The organism is Deltaproteobacteria bacterium (assembly GCA_016875395.1).
GTDB lineage: Bacteria > Myxococcota_A > UBA9160 > UBA9160 > UBA6930 > VGRF01.
In genome coordinates this window covers 26,779-45,077 of the sequence record VGRF01000023.1, presented here as the reverse complement: position 1 = coordinate 45,077, position 18,299 = coordinate 26,779, and the positions used below count along the sequence as shown (strand labels likewise).

The following is an 18,299-nucleotide window of genomic DNA, read 5'->3' as shown; positions in this document are numbered from 1 at the left end:
GCAATCTTCTCGAGCATGACCAACACCTCCGGCTCTTCGCCCCGCGTCGCCATCGTCACCGGCGCTTCCTCCGGCATCGGCGCCGCAGCAGCGCGGGCGCTCGCGCGCGCCGGCTTTCGTGTGGCGCTCGCCGCGCGCAGGCTCGAGCGGCTCGAGGCGCTCGCGAAGGAGATCGCCGCGGAGGGCGGCAACGCACTGCCGGTCGCGGCCGATCTTTCGCGCGAGGCCGACTGCACCGAGCTCGTGGCGCGCACACTGCGCGAGTGGGGCCGCGTCGACGTGCTCGTGAACAACGCGGGCGCGAGCCCCGGTGCGCCGGTCGAGCTGCTCCCGCGCGCCGATATGACGCGTACGTTCGAGGTGAACCTGATCGCCGCGATTCACCTCACGGGCCTCGTCACACCCGCGATGCGCGCGCAGGGCGGCGGCCGCGTGATCAACATCGGCTCGCTCGCGGGCAACGTGCCGGCGCCGATCGCGGTCACGTACGCGGCGACGAAGGCGGGCATGGAGATGGCGACGCGCAGCTTGCGCCTCGAGCTCGCGCCGTTCGGGATCGCGCTCTCGCACGTGGTGTGCGGCTTCGTCGACACCGAGACGTTCGCGAACACGAAGGCGTCGGTGGAGCACCTGCGCCAAAGCGACGACCACCCTTACCGCAAGCTGCTGCTCGACCTCGAGGTGTTCGCCGAGAAGCAGGTCGCGGGCGCGCTGCCGCCAGACGCAGTCGCCGATGTCGTGGTGCGCGCCGCGACCGCGCGCCGTCCGCGCGAGACCTACTTCGTGCCCGCGGCGTCACGCCTCCAGCGTGCGCTGCTGAATGCGCTGCCCGAGCGTGCGCTCCAGGCGCTGCTGCGGCGCATGTACGGAATCGAGGCGAAGTAGCCCAGCGCCAACGAGGCCTGCGGCGCCGCGCTCGCGCCGCCGTGCTCGCGCGATGACGTCGGCCGCAGCGCTACGCCTCTTCGCGCTGCACCTCGAAGCGCGCGCAGTAGTCGGCAAACGCGGCGTCGACTTCGCCCGCGTGCAGACCGAATCCTTCGAGCGTGTAGCGGTGCGCGCCGTGCTCTTCGCGCGGGTGCGCAGCGACGTACTCGCTCATGCGCTGCTCGAACGCGGGCGTGTACGTGAACCCGAAGCGCTCGTAGATGCGCCGCACGCACGCGATCGGATCGCGCGCGATCTCGCGGAAGTGCAGGTCCGCGAACTGGCCCTCGCGCGCCGCGTTCCGCGCCCGCGCCTCCATGCCAGCGCGCAGCGTGCGCGACCAAGCGCGCAGCTGCTGCCGGCCGAGCGCGCGCGGATCCTGCGCGTCGCTCGCGACGCCGCGCAGCGTCCACTCCAGCGACGACACCGAGGGCACGACGCGCCGCGGATCGCGGTGCGTCTGCACGATGCGCGCGTCGGGGTAGGCGGCGAGCAGCGCGTCGATCGCGCCGAGGTGGCCGGGCGACTTCAGCACCCAACGCTCCTTCGCGTAGCGCGACTGGAGGTGCTGCAGGAAGCGCTTGTGCCAGGCATAACAACCCGTCATGTCGGCTTCGAGCAGCCAGTCCTGATAACTCGCCACGTCGAAGGTCATCTCGAAGCGGATCGACATGAACTCCGACGCCGTGATGACGATGCACTCCTGCGGCAGCGACGCGCCCACGGGATGGATCGCCTGGATGCCCGGAGCGAGCTGCTCCAGCTGCCTGAAGCGCCATGCGCTCTGGTCGATGCGAGGATCACTCTCGTAGCTCGCGCCCTCGGGTGGGGGACACGGATCGTCCACCTCCCACGAGAGCGGCGAGCGATGCGCGGGATCGAGCGCGAGGAGGCTGTAGAGCAGAGTCGTGCCGGTGCGCGGGAGCCCGAGCACGAACAGCGGGCGGACGATCTCTTGCTTCTCGACTTCCGGGTTGCACGTGCGCCAGTGAACGAGGCGCAGCCGCGTCACCAACAGCTCGACGAGCTGGCGCCTGGCGAAGTACCGGCCGAACGCGTTCAGCTTGGCGTCGCGCTCGAGCGACGCGATCAGCGTACGAAGCCCGGGGAGAAAGCTGGCGGGCCCGAAGTCGTCGAGCTTCGCCTGCGCGCGCGCGGCCGACAGCACCACGTCTTCGTCGAACGCGAAGCCGCGCACGCCGAGGCGTGCCGCGAAGCGGCCGGCGGCATTGAACGCGCGGATCGGCGGCGGACGAAACGGCGGCGGCGGCGCGTGCGACATGCGCGCGCAGTTTGCCTACCCGCGCGCGCGTCACAAGCCGAGTCGGCCCGCTCCGAAGAGGCTGCTCGCCTCGCTCGCTACCGACGGCTGCGGCCGCGGGTGCTCGAACCGCGAAGCGAAGAACCGCGCGAAATGCCGGAGGTCTTGTCCCCCGACGACTTCACCGTGGCCGGCGCCTTGCTCGAAGAGCTCGACGACAGTGCCCCCTGAATCCACTGGCGCTGACTCGTGTACTCGAGCTCGGGGCTCACCGCCGTGCTCGTCGTCGCGCTTCCACTCTGAAGAGCGCCGTAGCCAGACTCCCCCGTGATGCGCGGGCGCTCCTCGCTGCGAAACTCCTGGTGTCGACTCCGCATGTGCGAGTCGTCCCATTCCGGACCCTTGTCACCTTCGGCCCATGCCGAGCTCGCGAAGAGTAGGCTCGCCCCTAACAAGGATGATGTGAGGTGTCGCATGTTGAGGCCTCCTGCTTTGCCATATCGGTGGCACCCAGCGCGAGCGAGGTGACGCAGGTACGGGTGTTCAGGTGACCTTTGCCACGGATGCCAGCGGCCACGGCGGCGGCGGATAGGCCTCGTACTGCGGCAAGTCGTCGGCAATCTCGAACCAAGCTGCGCGGAACGGCGCGAAGATGTGGCGCGCCTCGCGCAGGCCTGGGTCGTCCTCGAACGCGCCACACGGAATCACCACGCGGCCGAGCGTGCGATTCACGCCCGGCTGCGGGCTGCCGCAATCGGCGCAGAAGAACTGCGTAAAGCGCTCCGCCTCCGGAACCTTGTAGGAGCGCAGACGCTCCTCGCCGCGCAGCCAGCGGAAGTTCTCGAGCGAGACGAACGCGTTCGACGCATGCGCGGCGCCGCGCGCCTTGCAGCGCGAGCAGTGACAGCACGTGTTGCACCTGTGAGGGGTGTGTCGATCTCGAACCCGACGGCGCCGCACAGGCACGCGCCGCGCGAGACTCCCGGCGCGGGCTCGCTGTGGCGACGCGTGGGAAACTCCGGATCGCTCGACCCCGAACCAGCGTGCTGCGGAAGCGCGTCGCGGATCTCGTGCCACGGCGCCTTCGACGCGACGAAGATGTGCTTGCTCGGCTTCGCGCCGAGAGCTCCGTCGAGCGAAGCCGCGGGCATCTGCACTTCGTCCTGCCAGCGCACGGGCAACTTCGAGCCGCAGCGCGGGCAGAAGGTGCGCTCGAGCGCCGAGGACGACGCGAACCCACGCACACTCGCCTCGCCGCGCGTGAAGCGAAACGCGCTCGCCGGCACGCCGACGAACGTGCTGAACGCCGTGCCGTGCGCCTTGCGGCACAGCGAGCAGTGGCAGTGCGTCATCCACGCCGGCTGCTGAGCGACCTCCCACGCGATGTCGCCGCACAAGCAGCTGCCGGTGATCATCCTCGCCTCCAGTCGTCAGGAGACTGCGCTCTCCGCCACGATCGCGCTGTGATCGTCCACCGTGCCGAACGCGTGCTCGAGCACGAGCGCGCGCTTCAGGAAGTAGTGCGGCGGCATCTCCCACGTGAAGCCCATGCCGCCGTAGATCTGGATGCACATGCGCGCGTTCTTGAGCGCGGCCTCGCCGGCCACGACGCGCGCGGCCGAGGCGGCGCGCTGCGGGTCGCCGATCGCGGCGTCGTCGCACGTTGCGCCGGCGGCGTACACCGCGGCGCGGGCCAGCTCGACGCGCACGTGCATGTCGGCGGCGAAGTGCTTGATCGCCTGAAAGCCGGCGATCGGGCGATCGAACTGCTCGCGCTTCTTCGCATACTCGACCGCGAGCTCGAGCGAGGTCTCCGCGATGCCGAGCTGAAACGCGGCCGTGAGCAGCGCGCCGTCGCGGCGCCAGCGCGCAGCGGCCGCGGCGTCGCCGCACGCTGCGCCCGCTGGCAGCTGCGCGACGTGGCGCATCGGCGTCAGCGGATCGAGCGGCGTCTCGAAGTCGCGGCCTGCGAGCGCGCTGCTGGCCGCGCGCGAGAGCCCGCTCCTCCGTAACAACACGAACGCGTCGAGCGCGCCCGCATGCTCGACGAGCTGCGGGCGATTCGTCGGATGCGTGTCGTCGAGACCACCCACGATCGCGTCGCCGCTCGCGGCGCCGTCGATCGCGCCCGCGGCGAGATGAGTCCACACGAGCGGCCCCGGCACGAGGCGCCGCCCGAGCTCGGCGAACACGAGCACGGCCTCCGCCATGCCGAGGCCCACGCCGCCTTGCGCTTCCGGCAGGCGCAGCGAGAACACGCCCATCTCCGCGAGCTGCTTCCAGCGCTCGCGCGTCACCGGCTCCTTCTCGAGCGCCGCGAGCTTGTCGACGGGGAACTCCTGGTCGCAGAAATCCCGAATGCCTTGCTGGAGCGCGAGCTGGTCTTCGTTGAGCGAGAAGTTCATGAATGCACCTGGTTACCTGGGCTCGCGCGGCATGCCGAGGATGCGCTCCGACACGATGTTGCGCTGAATCTGGCTCGAGCCCGCGGCGATCGTGAGCGAGAGCGAGTTCAGGAACGTGTCGTTCACTTCGACGACGGGCAGCGCGGCGTAGTCGTCGCGCACGAGGCCCGCGCGCGAGAGCAGACGGTGGCCGAACTCGTATGCGCGCTGATTCAGCTCGGTGTAGGCGAGCTTCAACGCCGAGCCGCCGAGGCCCGGCACGCCAGTCTTCTGTACCTCGCCGATCTGCCACTTCATCAGCGCCCAGAGCGCGTCGGCCTCCGCGGCGAGATGCCCGAGCTCGCGGCGCAGCGCGCGGTCCTCCCATGCGGCCGCGCCGTCGCTCGTGAGGCGCTTCGCGAGCTGCGCCATGTCGCGCAGGTACTGAGTGAGCTCGATGATGTCCGCGGCCCACGCCGTGCCGCGCTCGAAGCGCAGCGTCACGTTCGTGATGCGCCAGCCATCGTTCTCGGCACCGACGATGTTCTCCGCCGGAATGCGCACGCTCTCGAGGAACATCTCGCTGAAGTCGCTCTCACCTCGCAGCGTCGGCAGGGGCCGAATCTCGATGCCGGGCAGGTTCATCGGGAGGATCATCCAGCTGATGCCCTTGTGCTTGGGCGCCGCCGGATTCGTGCGCACTAACAACTCGCAGAAGTCGGCGCGCTGAGCGAACGAGGTCCAGATCTTGTGGCCCGTGACGACGTAGTGGTCGCCGTCGCGCACGGCCGCCGTCTTCAGCGCCGCGAGGTCGGAGCCCGCGGTCGGCTCCGAGAAGCCCTGACACCACACTTCCTCGCCGCGCAGGATGCGCGGCAGGTGGCGCTTCTTCTGCAGCTCCGTGCCTTCGGCGATCAGCGTCGGCCCACCGTGGCGCAGGCCGACGAAGCCCATCCCGACGTACGGCGCCTTCGCGCGCGCCGTCTCTTCGTAGTAGACGAGCTCCTCGGTCAGCGTCGCGCCGCGTCCGCCGTACTCCTTGGGCCAGTTCACGCCCGCGTAGCCCGCCTCGAAGAGCTTTCGCTGCCAGCCCATGTCCCAGGTGCGGCGCGCGTCCCAGTCGTGGCGCGGCGGCGGCGGCCCGTGCTTCGGGACCGCGTCCGCGAGCCAACCGCGCAGCTCAGCGCGGAACTTCTCGTCGGCCTCGGAGTAACGCAGGTCCATCGCAGCCCTTTCGCGCGGGAAGAAGCGGAGCTTTGCGCAGTGAGGGCGCGAGGAACAAGGCACGGACGCGAATGCCAAAGGCGCTTGCGCTGCTCGCGTTTCGGCGAATTCCGGCGGAAAGGCGGCGCGAGTCGCGACCGCGTCGTAGTAGGATCGCCCCGCTCTACCCAGGAGGGGCCATGGGTGCCGCCATGCGTTCGCTGTTGAGTGCCGCCGCTGCTGTGCTGGCGCTGGGGGCGACGAGTGCGTCGGCGACGACCGTGACGCTGCTCGTTGCCGGCTCGATCACGGTCTCCGATGACTCGAACTCGGTGACAAACGGCTCGATCACAGTTGGCGTGCCGTACACGGCAACGATCGTCTACGACCTCACCGCGGCATTCGACCGAGAGCCCGACCCGACCTATGGCGACTGGGTTGTTCCCGCAGCCTCGTCGAGCGTGATGGTGTCGGTGGGCAACTACATCTTCGATGCGGCCAATCCTCTCGTGTTGGGCATCGAGAACGGATTCACCCTCCCAAATCTCGACACGGCGGGATGGCTCGTGCTCGGCCTATCGGGTGTTGGGAGCCTCGATCCCGGCGTCAGTTGGGGAACGGGCTACACGGCCGGGTCTCTCTTCGACTACACCGGCAAGGCCGCGATATCCGACCTGCTCGCCGACGCGAATTGGAACCGCGCTGACTACGGACCTGACGACCAGGCCTTTGAGCTCGTCATCGAGGTCTTCGACCCGCGAACTGCCGGTCGAGACCACCTCTCCCTTCGTGGCACGATCGACATGATCACCGTGATCGTCCCCGAGCCCGCGACTCTGATCCTGCTTGCAGTGGGCGTACTGCCCGTCCTGCGCAGGGGGAGTCGCTAGCCGCGGCTCTCCTTCAAGAAGCCCGCCTCTCGTACCGAAGAGTGCGCGTGGGGGGCCGCTCATGCGGATTTGTACGCGCACGCTTTGGCTTGCGGCCGGGTTTGCGCTCGCGTGCAAGGCACAGGCTTACCTCCCGAGCGAGCTCGCAGGGCGCTGGATCTCGGACGATCCCCGCTACGCAGGTCATTCCCTGTCGATCTCCCCGAGCCTCCTGACGTTCGAAGGTGTGAGCGACGAGAGCTTCCGTGTGCGGGACGTCGACACTCTCGCGAACTCAGATGGCTCCACGACCTACAGCGTGACCTACGGCGCCGACGGCGAGGGCGACATGGAGTTGCGCCTCCGGCTGGAGAGCGGCGCAGCCGCAAGGCTTCAGCTCGGCGATCGCCCCGAGCGCTGGACGCGCGCTCCGCGCGACTGGGGCATGCGATGAGCAAGACCTTGTTCGCGAACCCTTCCCTGCGCGCGCACTTGTTCTGGGTGCCGACGTGTTTCACGGGCGGACTGCTGCTGACGCTCGCCGTCGCGCTCTTCGTGCCGCTGTTTCAGCGCTTCGACGCGAGCATCCAGTCGCTCGAGGCGATGGGCGCGCTGACGCAGCACATTCTCGATCTCCACGCAGCGTTCTGGCCCGTCGTGTTCGTCGCACTCTGCTCGACCGCGATCTGCTGCTGGGCTCTTTACGCGCGGATGCGGGGGCCGCTGTTCCGGTTCGTCGCCGCGTTCCGGGCAATTCGCGAGGGGCGCGTTCCAGAGGCGGTCACGATTCGCGCCACCGACTACGTCCAGGAAGAGACCGCCGAGCTGAACGAGATGCTGGATGCGCTGCGCGAACGAGAGGTTCGCCTCGGCGAGCTCGAAGAGTGCGTAGCGGCGCTCTCGGAGTGGGCGAGCGATCGCGGCGAGTCGGGCGCACTCGCCCTTGCCGGCGAGGTCGAAGCGGCGTGCAAGGCGCTGCGGCTTCGACCCGGGACCCAGTGAGGCGCCAGGCCATCCGGCGTACGGCGGGCTTCACGCTCGTCGAGCTGTCGATCGCGATCGCGATCGTCGGCGTGATGGCCGCGCTCGGGATCACGAACTACCGCGGCTACATCGAGCGCGTGCGCGTGGCGAAGGCGATCGTCGATCTGAAGGGAATCGGCGTTCACCTCGACGTCAAGAAGATCAACGACGAGGCGCTGCCAGCGTCCCTCGCTGCTGCGGGGCTCTCGAAGAACGATCCTTGGGGACGACCCTACGTGTATCTGAGGTTGAGCGCTCCACCGCCAATCGCCGCTCGTCGAGATCAGTTCAATGTTCCGATCAACGCCGACTTCGACCTGTACAGCATTGGCAAGGACGGCCTCACGCATCGCCAAGTGAGCCATCCCAACGCGCACGACGACGTCGTGCGCGGCGCGAACGGCGGCTATTACGGCCTCGGCCGGAATTATTAGGCCGTGCGGCTACCGGGCTTCATCCGCGGGCGCTTCCTCGACAGCCGAATCGCGCGCCGCGTCTTCCTCGTCGTGATGACGAGCGCGCTGCTGCCGATCACGCTCTTCGCAGCGCTGACCTGGGTCTCGACTTCGCGGCGGCGGGAAGACGCCGCGCACGCACGCCTCTCACGCGAGGCGAAGCAGCTCGGGATGGGAGTCCTGGAGCGGCTGATGCTGGTCGACGCCGCGATCGCCGCGCCGAGCGCGCGCGCCAGCGATCCCTTCTTCGCGGACAAGCTGCGCAGCCTCGCCTCGGTCGAGGCCTCCACCCTGAGCGAGGCCGAGCGCTCGCACCTCGACGGCGGCGCGCCGCTCCTGCGCACGCGCGGCGCACGCATCGAGCTATTGCGCCGCAGCGACGACGGCGCGCATCGCCTCGCCGAAATCGTGCCGGAGTACGTGCTCGCGCCCGAGACGTGGCGCGCAAACGTCGCGGTGACGATCGCGAGCGCGAGTGGCGAGCTGTATGCGCAGCGCATCGACTCCGACGAGGAGCAGATCGCGGAGAGCTGGGAGATCTTTCTGAACGCGCAGTACGGCAGCGACGCGTGGCGCGTAACGCTCGCCGAGCCGCGGCCCGCCGTTCTCGCTCCGCTTGCGCTGTTCCGCATCACGTTCGGGCTGGTCGCGCTCGCGTCGCTGCTGTTGGTCGGGCTGCTCGGCTCGATTCTGGTGCGCCGCAGCCTCGATCCGATCGCGAAGCTGCACGCCACGACGCAGCGGCTCGCACAGCGCGACTACTCGGTGCGCGCGAACCTCGTGGGCAACGACGAGCTCGCCGCACTCGGCGCGAGCTTCGACGCCATGGCGGCGCGCATCGAGCGCCACGTGGGCGTGATGCAGCGCCTGAACGGCGTCGGCATCGCGCTCTCGACCGAGCGCGAGATCGACCACTTGTTACGGTCGATCGTCGAGGGCGAGCGCTACGTCACGAACGCGCAGGTCGGCGCGCTCTACTTGCTCGATGACGCGGATCGCTTGGAGCGCCGCATCCTCAGCGGCGCAGCGTCCGCGAACGAGATCACGCTGCACGAGCGCGCCGAGCGTTGCCTCGTGGCGAACGCCGAGCAGCACGAGCGCGCGCTCGAGACGCTCTCGATGCCGATGCGCAATCACGAGGGCGTCGTGATCGGCGTGCTCCAGCTCGCCGGCGCTGCGTTCCCCGAGGCCGACCGCACGATCGCCGAGTCGCTCGCTTCGCAGACCGCGATCGCACTCACCAAGGAACGCCTTGCCAGCGAGTTCCGCGCGCTGTTCGAGGGCTTGATCCAGCTGATCGTGCGCGCGATCGACGAGAAGTCGCCGTACACGGGCCAGCACTGCCGCCGCGTGCCGATTCTCACCGACCTGATCGCCGACGCCGCCTGCACCACGAACGAGGGTCCGCTCGCGGACTTCACGCTGAGCGAGGCCGAGCGCTACGAGCTGCGCATCGCCGCGCTGCTGCACGACTGCGGCAAGGTCACGACGCCGGTGCACGTGCAGGACAAGGCGACCAAGCTCGAGGGCATCGCCGACCGCATCGAGCTCGTCGACGCGCGCTTCGAGATCGTGAAGCGCGACTTGTTGTTGCGGGCGGGCGCCGCACCGAGCCCCGCGCCGCTCGCGGTGGGCGACGTAGCCGCCCAGCTGGCTGCGCTGGAAGAGGACCGCGCCTTCCTGCGCCGCGCGAACATCGGGGGGGGAGTACATGGATCCCGCGGCGCAGCGGCGCGTGCGCGAGATCGCCGAGCGCTACGCGTTCCGCGACACGGCGGGCGCCGAGCGCGCGCTGCTCGGCGACGAGGAGATCGAGAACCTCACGATCTCGCGCGGCACGCTGAACGCGCGCGAACGCGAGATCATCAACCACCACGTCGTCGCCTCGATCGAGATGCTCGAGCAGTTGCCCTACCCGCGTTCGCTGCGCGGCGTGCCCGCGATCGCCGGGGCGCACCACGAGCGCATGGACGGCACGGGCTATCCGCAGGGCCTCATGAAGAACCAGATCTCGATGCAGGGCCGCATCCTCGGGCTCGCCGACGTGTTCGAGGCGCTCACCGCGAAGGACCGCCCCTACAAGCCCGGCATGCCGCTGCGTCAGGTGCTGTCGATCCTCGAGAAGATGGCGGGCGAGGGGCACATCGACGCGGAGCTGTTCCAGACGTTCGTGCGCGAGAAGGTGCACCTGCGTTACGCGGCGGAGTACCTCGATCCGGAGCAGCTCGACGACGAGATGATCGAGGAAGCGGCAAGGCTAGGGTTCGTCGCGCGCGCCTAGATCTCACGCGCGCGAGCCAACGCGCTGCGAATGTCCGGCAGCGCATTGTGCTCGCCGAGGCGATCGAGAAAGCCGCTGCGTTCGATCGCGACGAGGGGCTGGGCATGCACGCCCGAGAGCAGAAGCGTGGTGCCGTCGCGTCGAGTCTGCGCGAGCAGATCTTCGAGCGCTCGGATCACCGACGCGTCGATCACCACGACGTCTCGTATGCGCAAGATCATCACGCGAGGGCGCCGCTCCATCTGGCGCACCGCGTCCTTGAACTTCGCGACGGCGCCGAAGAAGAGTGTCCCGTACAGCTCGAACATCTCGACGCCGTCGGGAACGTCGAGCTGCGCGCTCGCCTCCGGGTCGTCGGAGCGCGGCTCCTCGCTCGCCATGCGACGCACGTAACCGGCCTCGCTGATCTCGGCCATGCGGCGCATGAACAGGAAGGCCGCGAGCACCATGCCGACTTGGATCGCGACGGTGAGGTCGATTGCGATCGTGAGCACGAAGGTCGACGCCATCACGAGCACGTCGCTGCGCGGCGCCTTGAGCAGACTGCGCACGACGTGCAGCTCGCTCATGTTCCACGCGACGACGAGCAGAATTCCGCCGAGCGTCGCGAGCGGAATCAACCCGGCCCAATTTCCGGCGAGGTAGAGGATCGCGAGCAACGTGAGGGAGTGGACGATGCCGGCGATCGGCGTGCGCCCGCCGTTCTTCACGTTGGTGGCGGTGCGCGCGATCGCGCCGGTCGCCGGAATGCCGCCGAATAGCGGCGACGCGAGGTTCGCGACGCCCTGCGCGACGAGCTCCATGTTCGAGCGATGTCGAGTGCCGGCCATGCCGTCGGCGACGACCGCGGAGAGCAGCGATTCGATCGCGCCGAGCAGCGCGATCGAGACGGCGTCGGGAAACACGGCGCGCACCTGCTCGAGCGTGAAGCTCGGGATGTGCGGTGTGGGCAGGCTCGAAGGAACCGCGCCGAAGCGGTCGGCGATCGTCTCGACGGGCAGACCCAACAGCTGCACCGCCGCAGTCCCGAGCACGATCGCCACGAGTGAGCCCGGCACGCGCGGGAGAATGCGCGGCCACAGCGCGACGAGCAGCGTCGTGCCGCCGCCGATCGCGAGCGCCCACAGGCTCACTTCGCCCGCGTGCTGCCAGTAGGCCGCGATCTGATCGAGGAAGCCTGCCGGAAGCGTCGCGATCTCGAGGCCGAGCACGTCGCGCAGCTGCGAGGTCGCGATGATCAGCGCGATGCCGGCGGTGAAGCCGACCGTCACCGGGAACGGCACGAACTGGATCACGGTGCCGAGCCGCGCGAAGCCCATCAGTAACAACATCGCGCCGGCGAGCAGCGTCGCGAGCGTGAGGCCGTCCACGCCGTGGCGCTGCACCACGCCGTACACGATCACCACGAAGGCGCCGGTCGGCCCGCCGATCTGCACGCGGCTGCCGCCGAGCGCGGAGATGAGGAAGCCCGCCACGATCGCGGTCGCGAGGCCTTGCGCGGTGGACACACCGGACGCGATCGCGAACGCGATCGCGAGCGGCAGCGCGACGATGCCGACGATCACCCCCGCAGTGGCGTCTCTCGCGACGTCGCGCGCAGTGAGCCCTTCGCGCAGCACGGTGACCAGCTTCGGCTCGAGTCTCCCGCTGAGGTCGCTTCCGCTTGGCGCTGTCGGAGCGTTCGCCATCGATGCGAACTGTTAACGCGCCGCGCCTGCTCCGTCCCGAGGAATCCGGCCTCCCCGCGCAGCTGTCCGAGGCCGCCACAGCTCGCGCGTGCTTTCGGATCGCTCGATGTGCGCGAGCGCGACTCGATCGCGCTCTACGCGCGGGCGGCGTGTGCTCACAGGAGCCGCGCGAAAGCCTCTAGAGCAGGCATCACCTCGCTGCGCGGCGCGCTCGGGAGGCGAAGCACGCATTCCGTCACGCCCACCTCGCGGTAGTAGGCGAGCTTCGCCGCATCCGGGAGAACGCCCATCGGTACGACGTGGAGCGAGCTCGGGTCGCGACCGCGCTGCTCGAAGAGGCGGCGTAGCTCAGGCAGGGCCTGCTTGATGCCGGCGCCGCCGATCGGCATCCAGCCATCTCCGAACTCGGCGATGTGCGCGAACAGCTGCGGCCCCGGCGCGCCGCCGATCAGCACGCGCGGGCGCGGTTGCTGCACCGGCTTCGGCCATTGATAACTCGGCGTGAAGCGCACGAACTCCCCCTGATAACCCGCGACCTCGTTCGACCAGAGCGCCTGCATCGCGAGCATCGCCTCGCGCGTGTGCGCGCGGCGCCGGCGCGGGTCGACGCCGTGGTTCTCCATCTCGTCCTCGTTCCAGCCGTAGCCGATGCCGAATACGAAGCGGCCGCGCGCGATGCGATCGAGCGTCGCGATCTGCTTCGCGTACGAGATCGGGTCGTGCTGCGCAGGCAGCGCGATGCCCGTGCCTAACAAGATGCGCTGCGTGACGGCGGCGGCGGCGGCGAGCGCCACGATCGGATCGGGGCTGCGGTAGTACTGCGCCTCGAGCTCCGCCGTACCCGTGGGCGGCTGCGTGCGACGGCTCGCCGGGATGTGCGTGTGCTCGGGGATGTAGAGCGAGTGAAAGCCGCGCGCCTCGGCCTCGCGCGCGAGCTCCGCCACGTCCATGGCGAGATCGGTCGCGTGCATCGTGATGCCGAGCTTCATCGCAGCTCCCCGTGCGCATCGCGAGGGATGCACATGCGTCTCCGTTGCACGTGCATCGGGGACGTACGTGCATAGCGCGGGAGAGTTGCACGTACGTCCCTGGTGCACGTCCCCAGGCGCGCCGCGCGAGCGAAGTCCATTCGTCAGCGCTAACGCCCGCGCTTCGCATGGCGACGCCCCTCGACACGACCTACGAGCTCGACCACCGCTACACGCGTGCGTCGGGCCGTGTGTTCCTCACGGGCGTGCAGGCGCTCGTGCGGCTCCCGCTGCTGCAGGCCGAGCGCGACCGCGCGGCGGGGCTGAACACCGCGGGCTTCATCTCGGGCTACCGCGGCTCGCCGCTCGGCACCTACGACCTCGCGCTCTGGGAGGCGCGCACCCACCTCGAGCGCGCGGGGGTGCTCTTCCAGCCCGGCGTGAACGAGGACCTCGCCGCGACGGCAGTCTGGGGCACGCAGCAGGCGATGGTGCAGCCGGGCCCGAAGAAGGATGGGGTGTTCGCGATCTGGTACGGCAAGGGGCCGGGCGTCGACCGCTCGCTCGATCCCATCAAGCACGGCAACTACATGGGCACGGCGAAGCACGGCGGCGTGCTCGCGCTGTGCGGCGACGACCCCGGCGCGAAGTCGAGCTCGATCGCGCATCAGAGCGAGCAGGCGATGATTCACGCCGGCATCCCCGTGCTGAATCCGTCGAGCGTGCAGGAGTACCTCGACTTCGGCCTGCTCGGCTTCGCGATGTCGCGCTTCTCGGGCTGCTGGGTCGCGCTGAAGTGCCTCACCGACACGGTCGACAGCGGCGCCTCGGTCGAGGTCGGCCCGGAGCGCGTACGAGTCGTTACGCCCGAGTTCGCGTTCCCCGCGCGCGATCACCACGTCACGATGAACAATGTCCCGCTCGAGATCGAGCGCGCGCTGTATCAGGTGAAGCTGCCCGCGGCGCAGGCGTTCGCGCGTGCGAACGGGCTCGATCGCATCGCGCTCGATTCGCCGAAGCGTCGCTTCGGAATCATCACGGCCGGGAAGCCCTATCTCGACGTGCGGCAAGCGCTCGAAGAGCTCGGGCTCGACGAAGCGAAGTGCGCCGAGATCGGCCTGTGCATCTACAAGGTGGGGATGACCTGGCCGCTCGAGCCCGAGGGCGCGCGCGAGTTCTGCCGCGGCCTCGAAGACGTCCTCGTGGTGGAGGAGAAGCGCGCGATCGTGGAGGAGCAGCTCGCGCGCGTGCTCTTCAACGAGGCGCAGCGGCCGCGCTTGTTAGGGAAGAGTGACGAGCACGGCGCGCCGCTCGTGCCGAACGAGGGCGAGCTCACGCCGAGCGCGATCGCGGGCGTGATTCGCAGCTGGCTCGCGCGCCGCGCGCCCGAGCACGCGGCGCTGCTGCGCGCCGCGGAAGCTGCAATGCCCGCGGCGCCGGCGAGCGCGCTGATGCGCCTCCCGAGCTTCTGCTCGGGCTGCCCGCACAACACCTCCACCGTGGTGCCCGAAGGCTCGATCGCGCTCGGCGGCATCGGCTGCCACGGCATGGCGGTGTGGCTTCCCGAGCGCCGCACGTTCGGCGCCACGCACATGGGCGGCGAAGGCGCGAACTGGATCGGCACCGCGCCGTTCACGTCGCTGCCGCACGTCTTCCAGAACCTCGGCGACGGCACCTACTTCCACAGCGGCCTGCTCGCGATCCGCGCTTGCGTCGCAGCGGGTGTGAACATCACGTACAAGGTGCTCGTGAACGGCGCCGTCGCGATGACGGGCGGCCAGCCGATCGAGGGCGAGCCGCTCGAAGGCGAAGTGACGTGCCCGGAGATCGCACGCCAGCTCGTTGCCGAGGGCGTGAAGCGCGTCGTGGTCGTCACGGACGACATCACGAAGTTCGACGAAGGCGTGTTCCCCACCGGCGTCGCCGTGCACGACCGCAGCGAGCTGCTCACGGTGCAGAAGCAGCTGCGCGAGACGCCGGGGGTCACCGCGATCGTCTACGACCAAACCTGTGCGGCGGAGGCTCGGCGACTCCGCAAGCAGGACAAGTTTCACGACCCCGATCGCCGCATCGTGATCAACGAGCTGGTGTGCGAGGGCTGCGGCGACTGCTCGGTGCAGAGCAACTGCATCTCGATCGAGCCGCTCGAAACCGAGCTCGGCCGCAAGCGCAAGATCAACCAGTCGAGCTGCAACAAAGACTTCTCGTGCGTGAAGGGCTACTGCCCGAGCTTCGTGTCGGTGACGGGCGGGAAGCTGCGCAAGGCGGAGACGAAGGGCGCTGGCATCGACCAGGCTGCGCTGTTCGCGGCGCTGCCCGAGCCCGCGCTGCCCGCGCTCGACCGCCCGTACAACGTGCTGCTCACGGGCATCGGCGGCACCGGCGTCGTGACCGTGGGCGCAATCGTCGCGATGGCGGGGCATCTCGAAGGCCGCGGCGCGAGCGAGCTCGACGTGACGGGCCTCGCGCAGAAGAACGGCGCCGTCGCGAGCCACGTGCGGATCGCGAAGACGCCCGCGGAGATTCACGCGACGCGCATCGGAAGCGCCGGCGCGGATCTCGCGATCGGCTGCGACGCGGTGGTGATGACGAGCTTCGAGAACCTCCCGAAGCTCGCGCCGCGCACGTTCGCGCTCGTGAACTCGCACGTGCAGCCCACCGTCGCCTTCGCGACGAATGCGAACCTCGACCTCTCGGCCGACGCGATGGTCGGCGCCGTGCGCAGCGTGTGCGGCGACGCGAACACCGAGGTCGTGAACGCGAGCGAGCTCGCCGTCGCGCTGCTCGGCGACGCGCTCGCCACGAACATGTTGTTGCTGGGTCTCGCGTGGCAACGCGGCAAGCTGCCGCTCGGCTTCGCCTCGCTCGATCGCGCGATGGTGCTGAACGGACGCGGACTCGAGATGAACCGCCGCGCGTTCGCGTGGGGGCGCCTGCTCGCCGTGAACCCCGATGCGGTGCGTTCCGCCGCGAGGCCGCTGCTGCGCGAGCCCGCGTCGCCTGCGAGCGAGTCTCTCGACGCGCTCGTCGCCAAGCGCGCGGAGTTCCTCACCGCGTACCAGAACGCGGCGTACGCCGAGCGCTACCGGCGCTTCGTCGCGCGCGTCGCCGAGCGCGAGCAAGAGATCGTGCGCGGCCACGACGCGCTCGCGAAGGCGGCGGCGCGGTACTACTTCAAGCTGCTCGCCTACAAGGACGAGTACGAAGTCGCGCGGCTCTACAGCGACGGCTCCTTCGTGGCGCAGGTCGCGCGCGAGTTCGAGGGCGACTACGCGCTAGCGCTTCACCTCTCGCCGCAGTTCCTGCCCGCGTTCCTGGCGCCGCGCGATCCCGAGACGGGGCGCGTGAAGAAGTGGTCGATCCCGATGCGCGTGATGGCGCCCGCGTTCAAGGCGATGGCGGCGCTGAAGTTCTTGCGCGGCAGCGCGTTCGACCCGTTCGGCTGGACTGCGCACCGCCGCGACGAGCGCGCCGAGATCGCGCGCTACGAGCGCACGCTCGGCGAGGTGACGGACGCGCTGACGCGCGAGAACCTCCCGATCGCGGTCGAGGTCGCGTCGCTGCCCGAGATGGTGCGCGGCTTCGACAGCGTGAAGGAACGTCACCTCGAAGCGGCGCGCGAGAAGGAAGCAGAGCTGCTCGCGGCGTTCCGCCGGGCCTAGCTGTTAGGGAGGATTTGCGATGTCCCGCCTGATCTTGAAGAACGCCAACGTGCTCGATGGCGACACCAAGGCGCAGCCCGGCCTGAACGTCGTCGTCGAAGGCGATCGCATCGCGAGCGTCGGAAGCGCGCCGGTCGCGACCAAGCCAGACGATCGCGTCGTCGATCTGGCGGGGAAGACCGTGATGCCGGGCATCGTCTCCGGCCACTTCCACGCCTCGTACAACAACATCACGATTCAGCCCGAGCCGCTCGGCGTCGAGCGCCCTGAGAACTACCTCGCGCTCGTGGCGGCGAAGAACCTGAAGCTCGCACTCGATTGCGGCGTCACGAGCGTGATCTCGAGCGGCGCGAACGCGGGCACGATCGACGCGGACGTTTGCCTCGCGATCAACGAGGGCCTGATCCCGGGCCCGCGCCTGCTGCCGGCGAGCCGCGGTCTCGACGCGATCGGCGGCTACACGGACCAAGAGAAGTGGTGGTGGAATCTCGGCAACAAGGGCGCGCAGCTGCTGTGCTCCGGCCCCGACGAGTTCGAGCGCGCGGTGCGCACCGAGATCAAGCGCGGCGCGCGCATGATCAAGCTCTTCCTCTCGGGCGGTCACGCCGTCGCCGAGCACGAGGGCGAGTCGAGCCTCTCGAAGGAGGAACTGCTCACCTGCATCCGCACCGCGCATTCGCGCCACGCGAAGGTGCGCGCTCACATCGCCTGGAAGAACGTGATGCTCGAAGCGATCGCCGCCGGCATCGACGTGATCGACCACGGCGATCAGATGGACGACGAATGTTCGGACGCGATGCTCGAGCGCGGCGTGTTCTGGGTGCCGAGCGCGTTCTTCACCGCGCAGATGCTCTCGCCGACGGCGGCGCTCTCGATGGCGACCGAGGAGCAGATGGCGGGGCTGCGCAGCGAGTTCGACAACGTGCTGAGGCGCGTGCAGCGCGCGCGTGAGAACGGGATGAAGGTCGTGCTCGGGGACGACTACGGGATCATCGTGCTGCCGCACGGGCGCTACATGGAGGAGCTGGAGTTCTACGTGAAGCAGGTCGGCATTCCGGCGCTAGACGTGATTCGCTGGAGCACGAAGAACGGCGGGGAGTTGTTTGGCGGGGCCGTGAAGACGGGCATGATTCGCGCGGGGTACTACGCGGATCTGCTCGTGGTGGATGGCGACCCATCGGTGGACATCGCGCTGCTGCAGAGTCGCGAGAAGGTGCGGGCGGTTGTTAAGGGTGGAGTGGTGATGCGGGGCGAGATCTAGCTCGCTTCGGGGTCGCACGGCGTCGAAGACTCGCCGTGCTTGTGGTGGCGCGTGACCCGGTCGTTCGGGGCAGCGCAGCCGGCGCGGGCCTCCGCGGGGGCTCGCCTCCGCTCGGCCGCGCGGGCGCGTCAGTTGGTTGCTGTGCGCCGGTCGTGCTGCTTCGCGATGCATCCGAGCGTGAGCGCGCCTCGCGCCTGGGCACTCGCTCCGCGACCCCCGCTGCGGCCCGCGCCGGCTGCTCTTGCTGTGCGGCTTCACGTAGAACGGGGTGGACGCGTGCGCGGGTCGGCGCGCCGTTGAGGCCCGCCGACCCGCGC

13 protein-coding genes and 3 pseudogenes are annotated in these 18,299 nt (G+C 69.4%); 9 read left to right on the top strand and 7 right to left on the bottom strand.

Translation table 11 applies throughout. The features are described from left to right. The first annotated feature begins 15 nt into the window (after nucleotides 1-15). Entirely contained in the window at nucleotides 16-885 is an 870-nt protein-coding gene (locus FJ091_16335) for an SDR family oxidoreductase (protein ID MBM4384920.1), read from the top strand. Between the two features lie 70 nt (nucleotides 886-955). Here FJ091_16335 and FJ091_16330 read toward each other — a convergent pair whose 3' ends face one another. From FJ091_16330 to FJ091_16310, 5 genes and pseudogenes are all read right to left on the bottom strand, one after another. Beyond that, a complete protein-coding gene (locus tag FJ091_16330; protein ID MBM4384919.1) occupies nucleotides 956-2,209 on the bottom strand; it encodes a sulfotransferase in 1,254 nt (417 codons plus the stop codon). 522 nt (nucleotides 2,210-2,731) lie between these two features. Continuing rightward, nucleotides 2,732-3,148, bottom strand: coding sequence for a GFA family protein (locus tag FJ091_16325; protein ID MBM4384918.1), 417 nt, complete (start codon nucleotides 3,146-3,148; stop codon nucleotides 2,732-2,734). Nucleotides 3,149-3,276: 128 nt separating this feature from the next. Further along, nucleotides 3,277-3,603 (bottom strand): annotated as a pseudogene (locus FJ091_16320) (GFA family protein). Between the two features lie 15 nt (nucleotides 3,604-3,618). After that, nucleotides 3,619-4,593 carry an acyl-CoA/acyl-ACP dehydrogenase gene (locus FJ091_16315; GenBank protein ID MBM4384917.1) on the bottom strand — a complete coding sequence of 325 codons (975 nt, stop codon included), beginning with the start codon at nucleotides 4,591-4,593 and terminating at the stop codon, nucleotides 3,619-3,621. A 12-nt stretch (nucleotides 4,594-4,605) separates the two neighbouring features. Then, nucleotides 4,606-5,796: an acyl-CoA dehydrogenase family protein gene (locus tag FJ091_16310; protein ID MBM4384916.1), complete on the bottom strand. Its 1,191-nt coding sequence runs from the start codon at nucleotides 5,794-5,796 to the stop codon at nucleotides 4,606-4,608. Between the two features lie 179 nt (nucleotides 5,797-5,975). Here FJ091_16310 and FJ091_16305 point away from each other — a divergent pair, with 179 nt between their 5' ends. From FJ091_16305 to FJ091_16280, 6 genes and pseudogenes are all read left to right on the top strand, one after another. Further along, a complete protein-coding gene (locus FJ091_16305) occupies nucleotides 5,976-6,665 on the top strand; it encodes a hypothetical protein (GenBank protein ID MBM4384915.1) in 690 nt (229 codons plus the stop codon). Between the two features lie 61 nt (nucleotides 6,666-6,726). Continuing rightward, nucleotides 6,727-7,098, top strand: a complete 372-nt coding sequence (locus tag FJ091_16300; protein ID MBM4384914.1) for a hypothetical protein — start codon at nucleotides 6,727-6,729, stop codon at nucleotides 7,096-7,098. Then, a complete protein-coding gene (locus tag FJ091_16295; protein MBM4384913.1) occupies nucleotides 7,095-7,646 on the top strand; it encodes a hypothetical protein in 552 nt (183 codons plus the stop codon). The genes FJ091_16300 and FJ091_16295 overlap by 4 nt, the downstream gene beginning before the upstream one ends. Beyond that, nucleotides 7,643-8,101, top strand: coding sequence for a prepilin-type N-terminal cleavage/methylation domain-containing protein (locus FJ091_16290; GenBank protein MBM4384912.1), 459 nt, complete (start codon nucleotides 7,643-7,645; stop codon nucleotides 8,099-8,101). Before FJ091_16295 ends, FJ091_16290 begins: the two co-directional genes overlap by 4 nt. 75 nt (nucleotides 8,102-8,176) lie before the next feature. Continuing rightward, a pseudogene (locus tag FJ091_16285) lies at nucleotides 8,177-8,968 on the top strand (HAMP domain-containing protein). Beyond that, nucleotides 8,948-10,403: pseudogene (locus FJ091_16280) on the top strand (HD domain-containing protein). The pseudogenes FJ091_16285 and FJ091_16280 overlap by 21 nt, the downstream one beginning before the upstream one ends. On the opposite strand, the gene FJ091_16275 reads toward FJ091_16280, so the two are convergent. Together FJ091_16275 and FJ091_16270 are read right to left on the bottom strand one after the other, a co-directional pair. Continuing rightward, nucleotides 10,400-12,091, bottom strand: a complete 1,692-nt coding sequence (locus FJ091_16275; GenBank protein ID MBM4384911.1) for an STAS domain-containing protein — start codon at nucleotides 12,089-12,091, stop codon at nucleotides 10,400-10,402. The pseudogene FJ091_16280 and the gene FJ091_16275 sit on opposite strands and share 4 nt — an antisense overlap. A gap of 155 nt (nucleotides 12,092-12,246) precedes the next feature. Beyond that, the gene (locus FJ091_16270; protein MBM4384910.1) at nucleotides 12,247-13,080 is read right to left on the bottom strand and encodes an LLM class F420-dependent oxidoreductase; all 834 of its coding nucleotides are present in this window, start codon (nucleotides 13,078-13,080) and stop codon (nucleotides 12,247-12,249) included. A 167-nt stretch (nucleotides 13,081-13,247) separates the two neighbouring features. Between FJ091_16270 and FJ091_16265 the strand changes: the two genes are divergently transcribed. Next, nucleotides 13,248-16,721 (top strand): indolepyruvate ferredoxin oxidoreductase family protein, encoded by a 3,474-nt coding sequence (locus FJ091_16265; GenBank protein ID MBM4384909.1) that lies wholly within the window; start codon nucleotides 13,248-13,250, stop codon nucleotides 16,719-16,721. A gap of 19 nt (nucleotides 16,722-16,740) precedes the next feature. Further along, a complete protein-coding gene (locus FJ091_16260; protein ID MBM4384908.1) occupies nucleotides 16,741-17,982 on the top strand; it encodes an amidohydrolase family protein in 1,242 nt (413 codons plus the stop codon). Nucleotides 17,983-18,299: the final 317 nt, after the last annotated feature.

Coding starts and splice junctions, on each gene's coding strand:
- FJ091_16270 (MBM4384910.1), bottom strand. CDS start 13,080: ATGAAGCTCGGCATCACGATGCACGCGACCGATCTCGCCATGGACGTG.
- FJ091_16315 (MBM4384917.1), bottom strand. CDS start 4,593: ATGAACTTCTCGCTCAACGAAGACCAGCTCGCGCTCCAGCAAGGCATT.
- FJ091_16305 (MBM4384915.1), top strand. CDS start 5,976: ATGGGTGCCGCCATGCGTTCGCTGTTGAGTGCCGCCGCTGCTGTGCTG.
- FJ091_16265 (MBM4384909.1), top strand. CDS start 13,248: ATGGCGACGCCCCTCGACACGACCTACGAGCTCGACCACCGCTACACG.
- FJ091_16275 (MBM4384911.1), bottom strand. CDS start 12,091: ATGGCGAACGCTCCGACAGCGCCAAGCGGAAGCGACCTCAGCGGGAGA.
- FJ091_16260 (MBM4384908.1), top strand. CDS start 16,741: ATGTCCCGCCTGATCTTGAAGAACGCCAACGTGCTCGATGGCGACACC.
- FJ091_16295 (MBM4384913.1), top strand. CDS start 7,095: ATGAGCAAGACCTTGTTCGCGAACCCTTCCCTGCGCGCGCACTTGTTC.
- FJ091_16300 (MBM4384914.1), top strand. CDS start 6,727: ATGCGGATTTGTACGCGCACGCTTTGGCTTGCGGCCGGGTTTGCGCTC.
- FJ091_16335 (MBM4384920.1), top strand. CDS start 16: ATGACCAACACCTCCGGCTCTTCGCCCCGCGTCGCCATCGTCACCGGC.
- FJ091_16310 (MBM4384916.1), bottom strand. CDS start 5,796: ATGGACCTGCGTTACTCCGAGGCCGACGAGAAGTTCCGCGCTGAGCTG.
- FJ091_16330 (MBM4384919.1), bottom strand. CDS start 2,209: ATGTCGCACGCGCCGCCGCCGCCGTTTCGTCCGCCGCCGATCCGCGCG.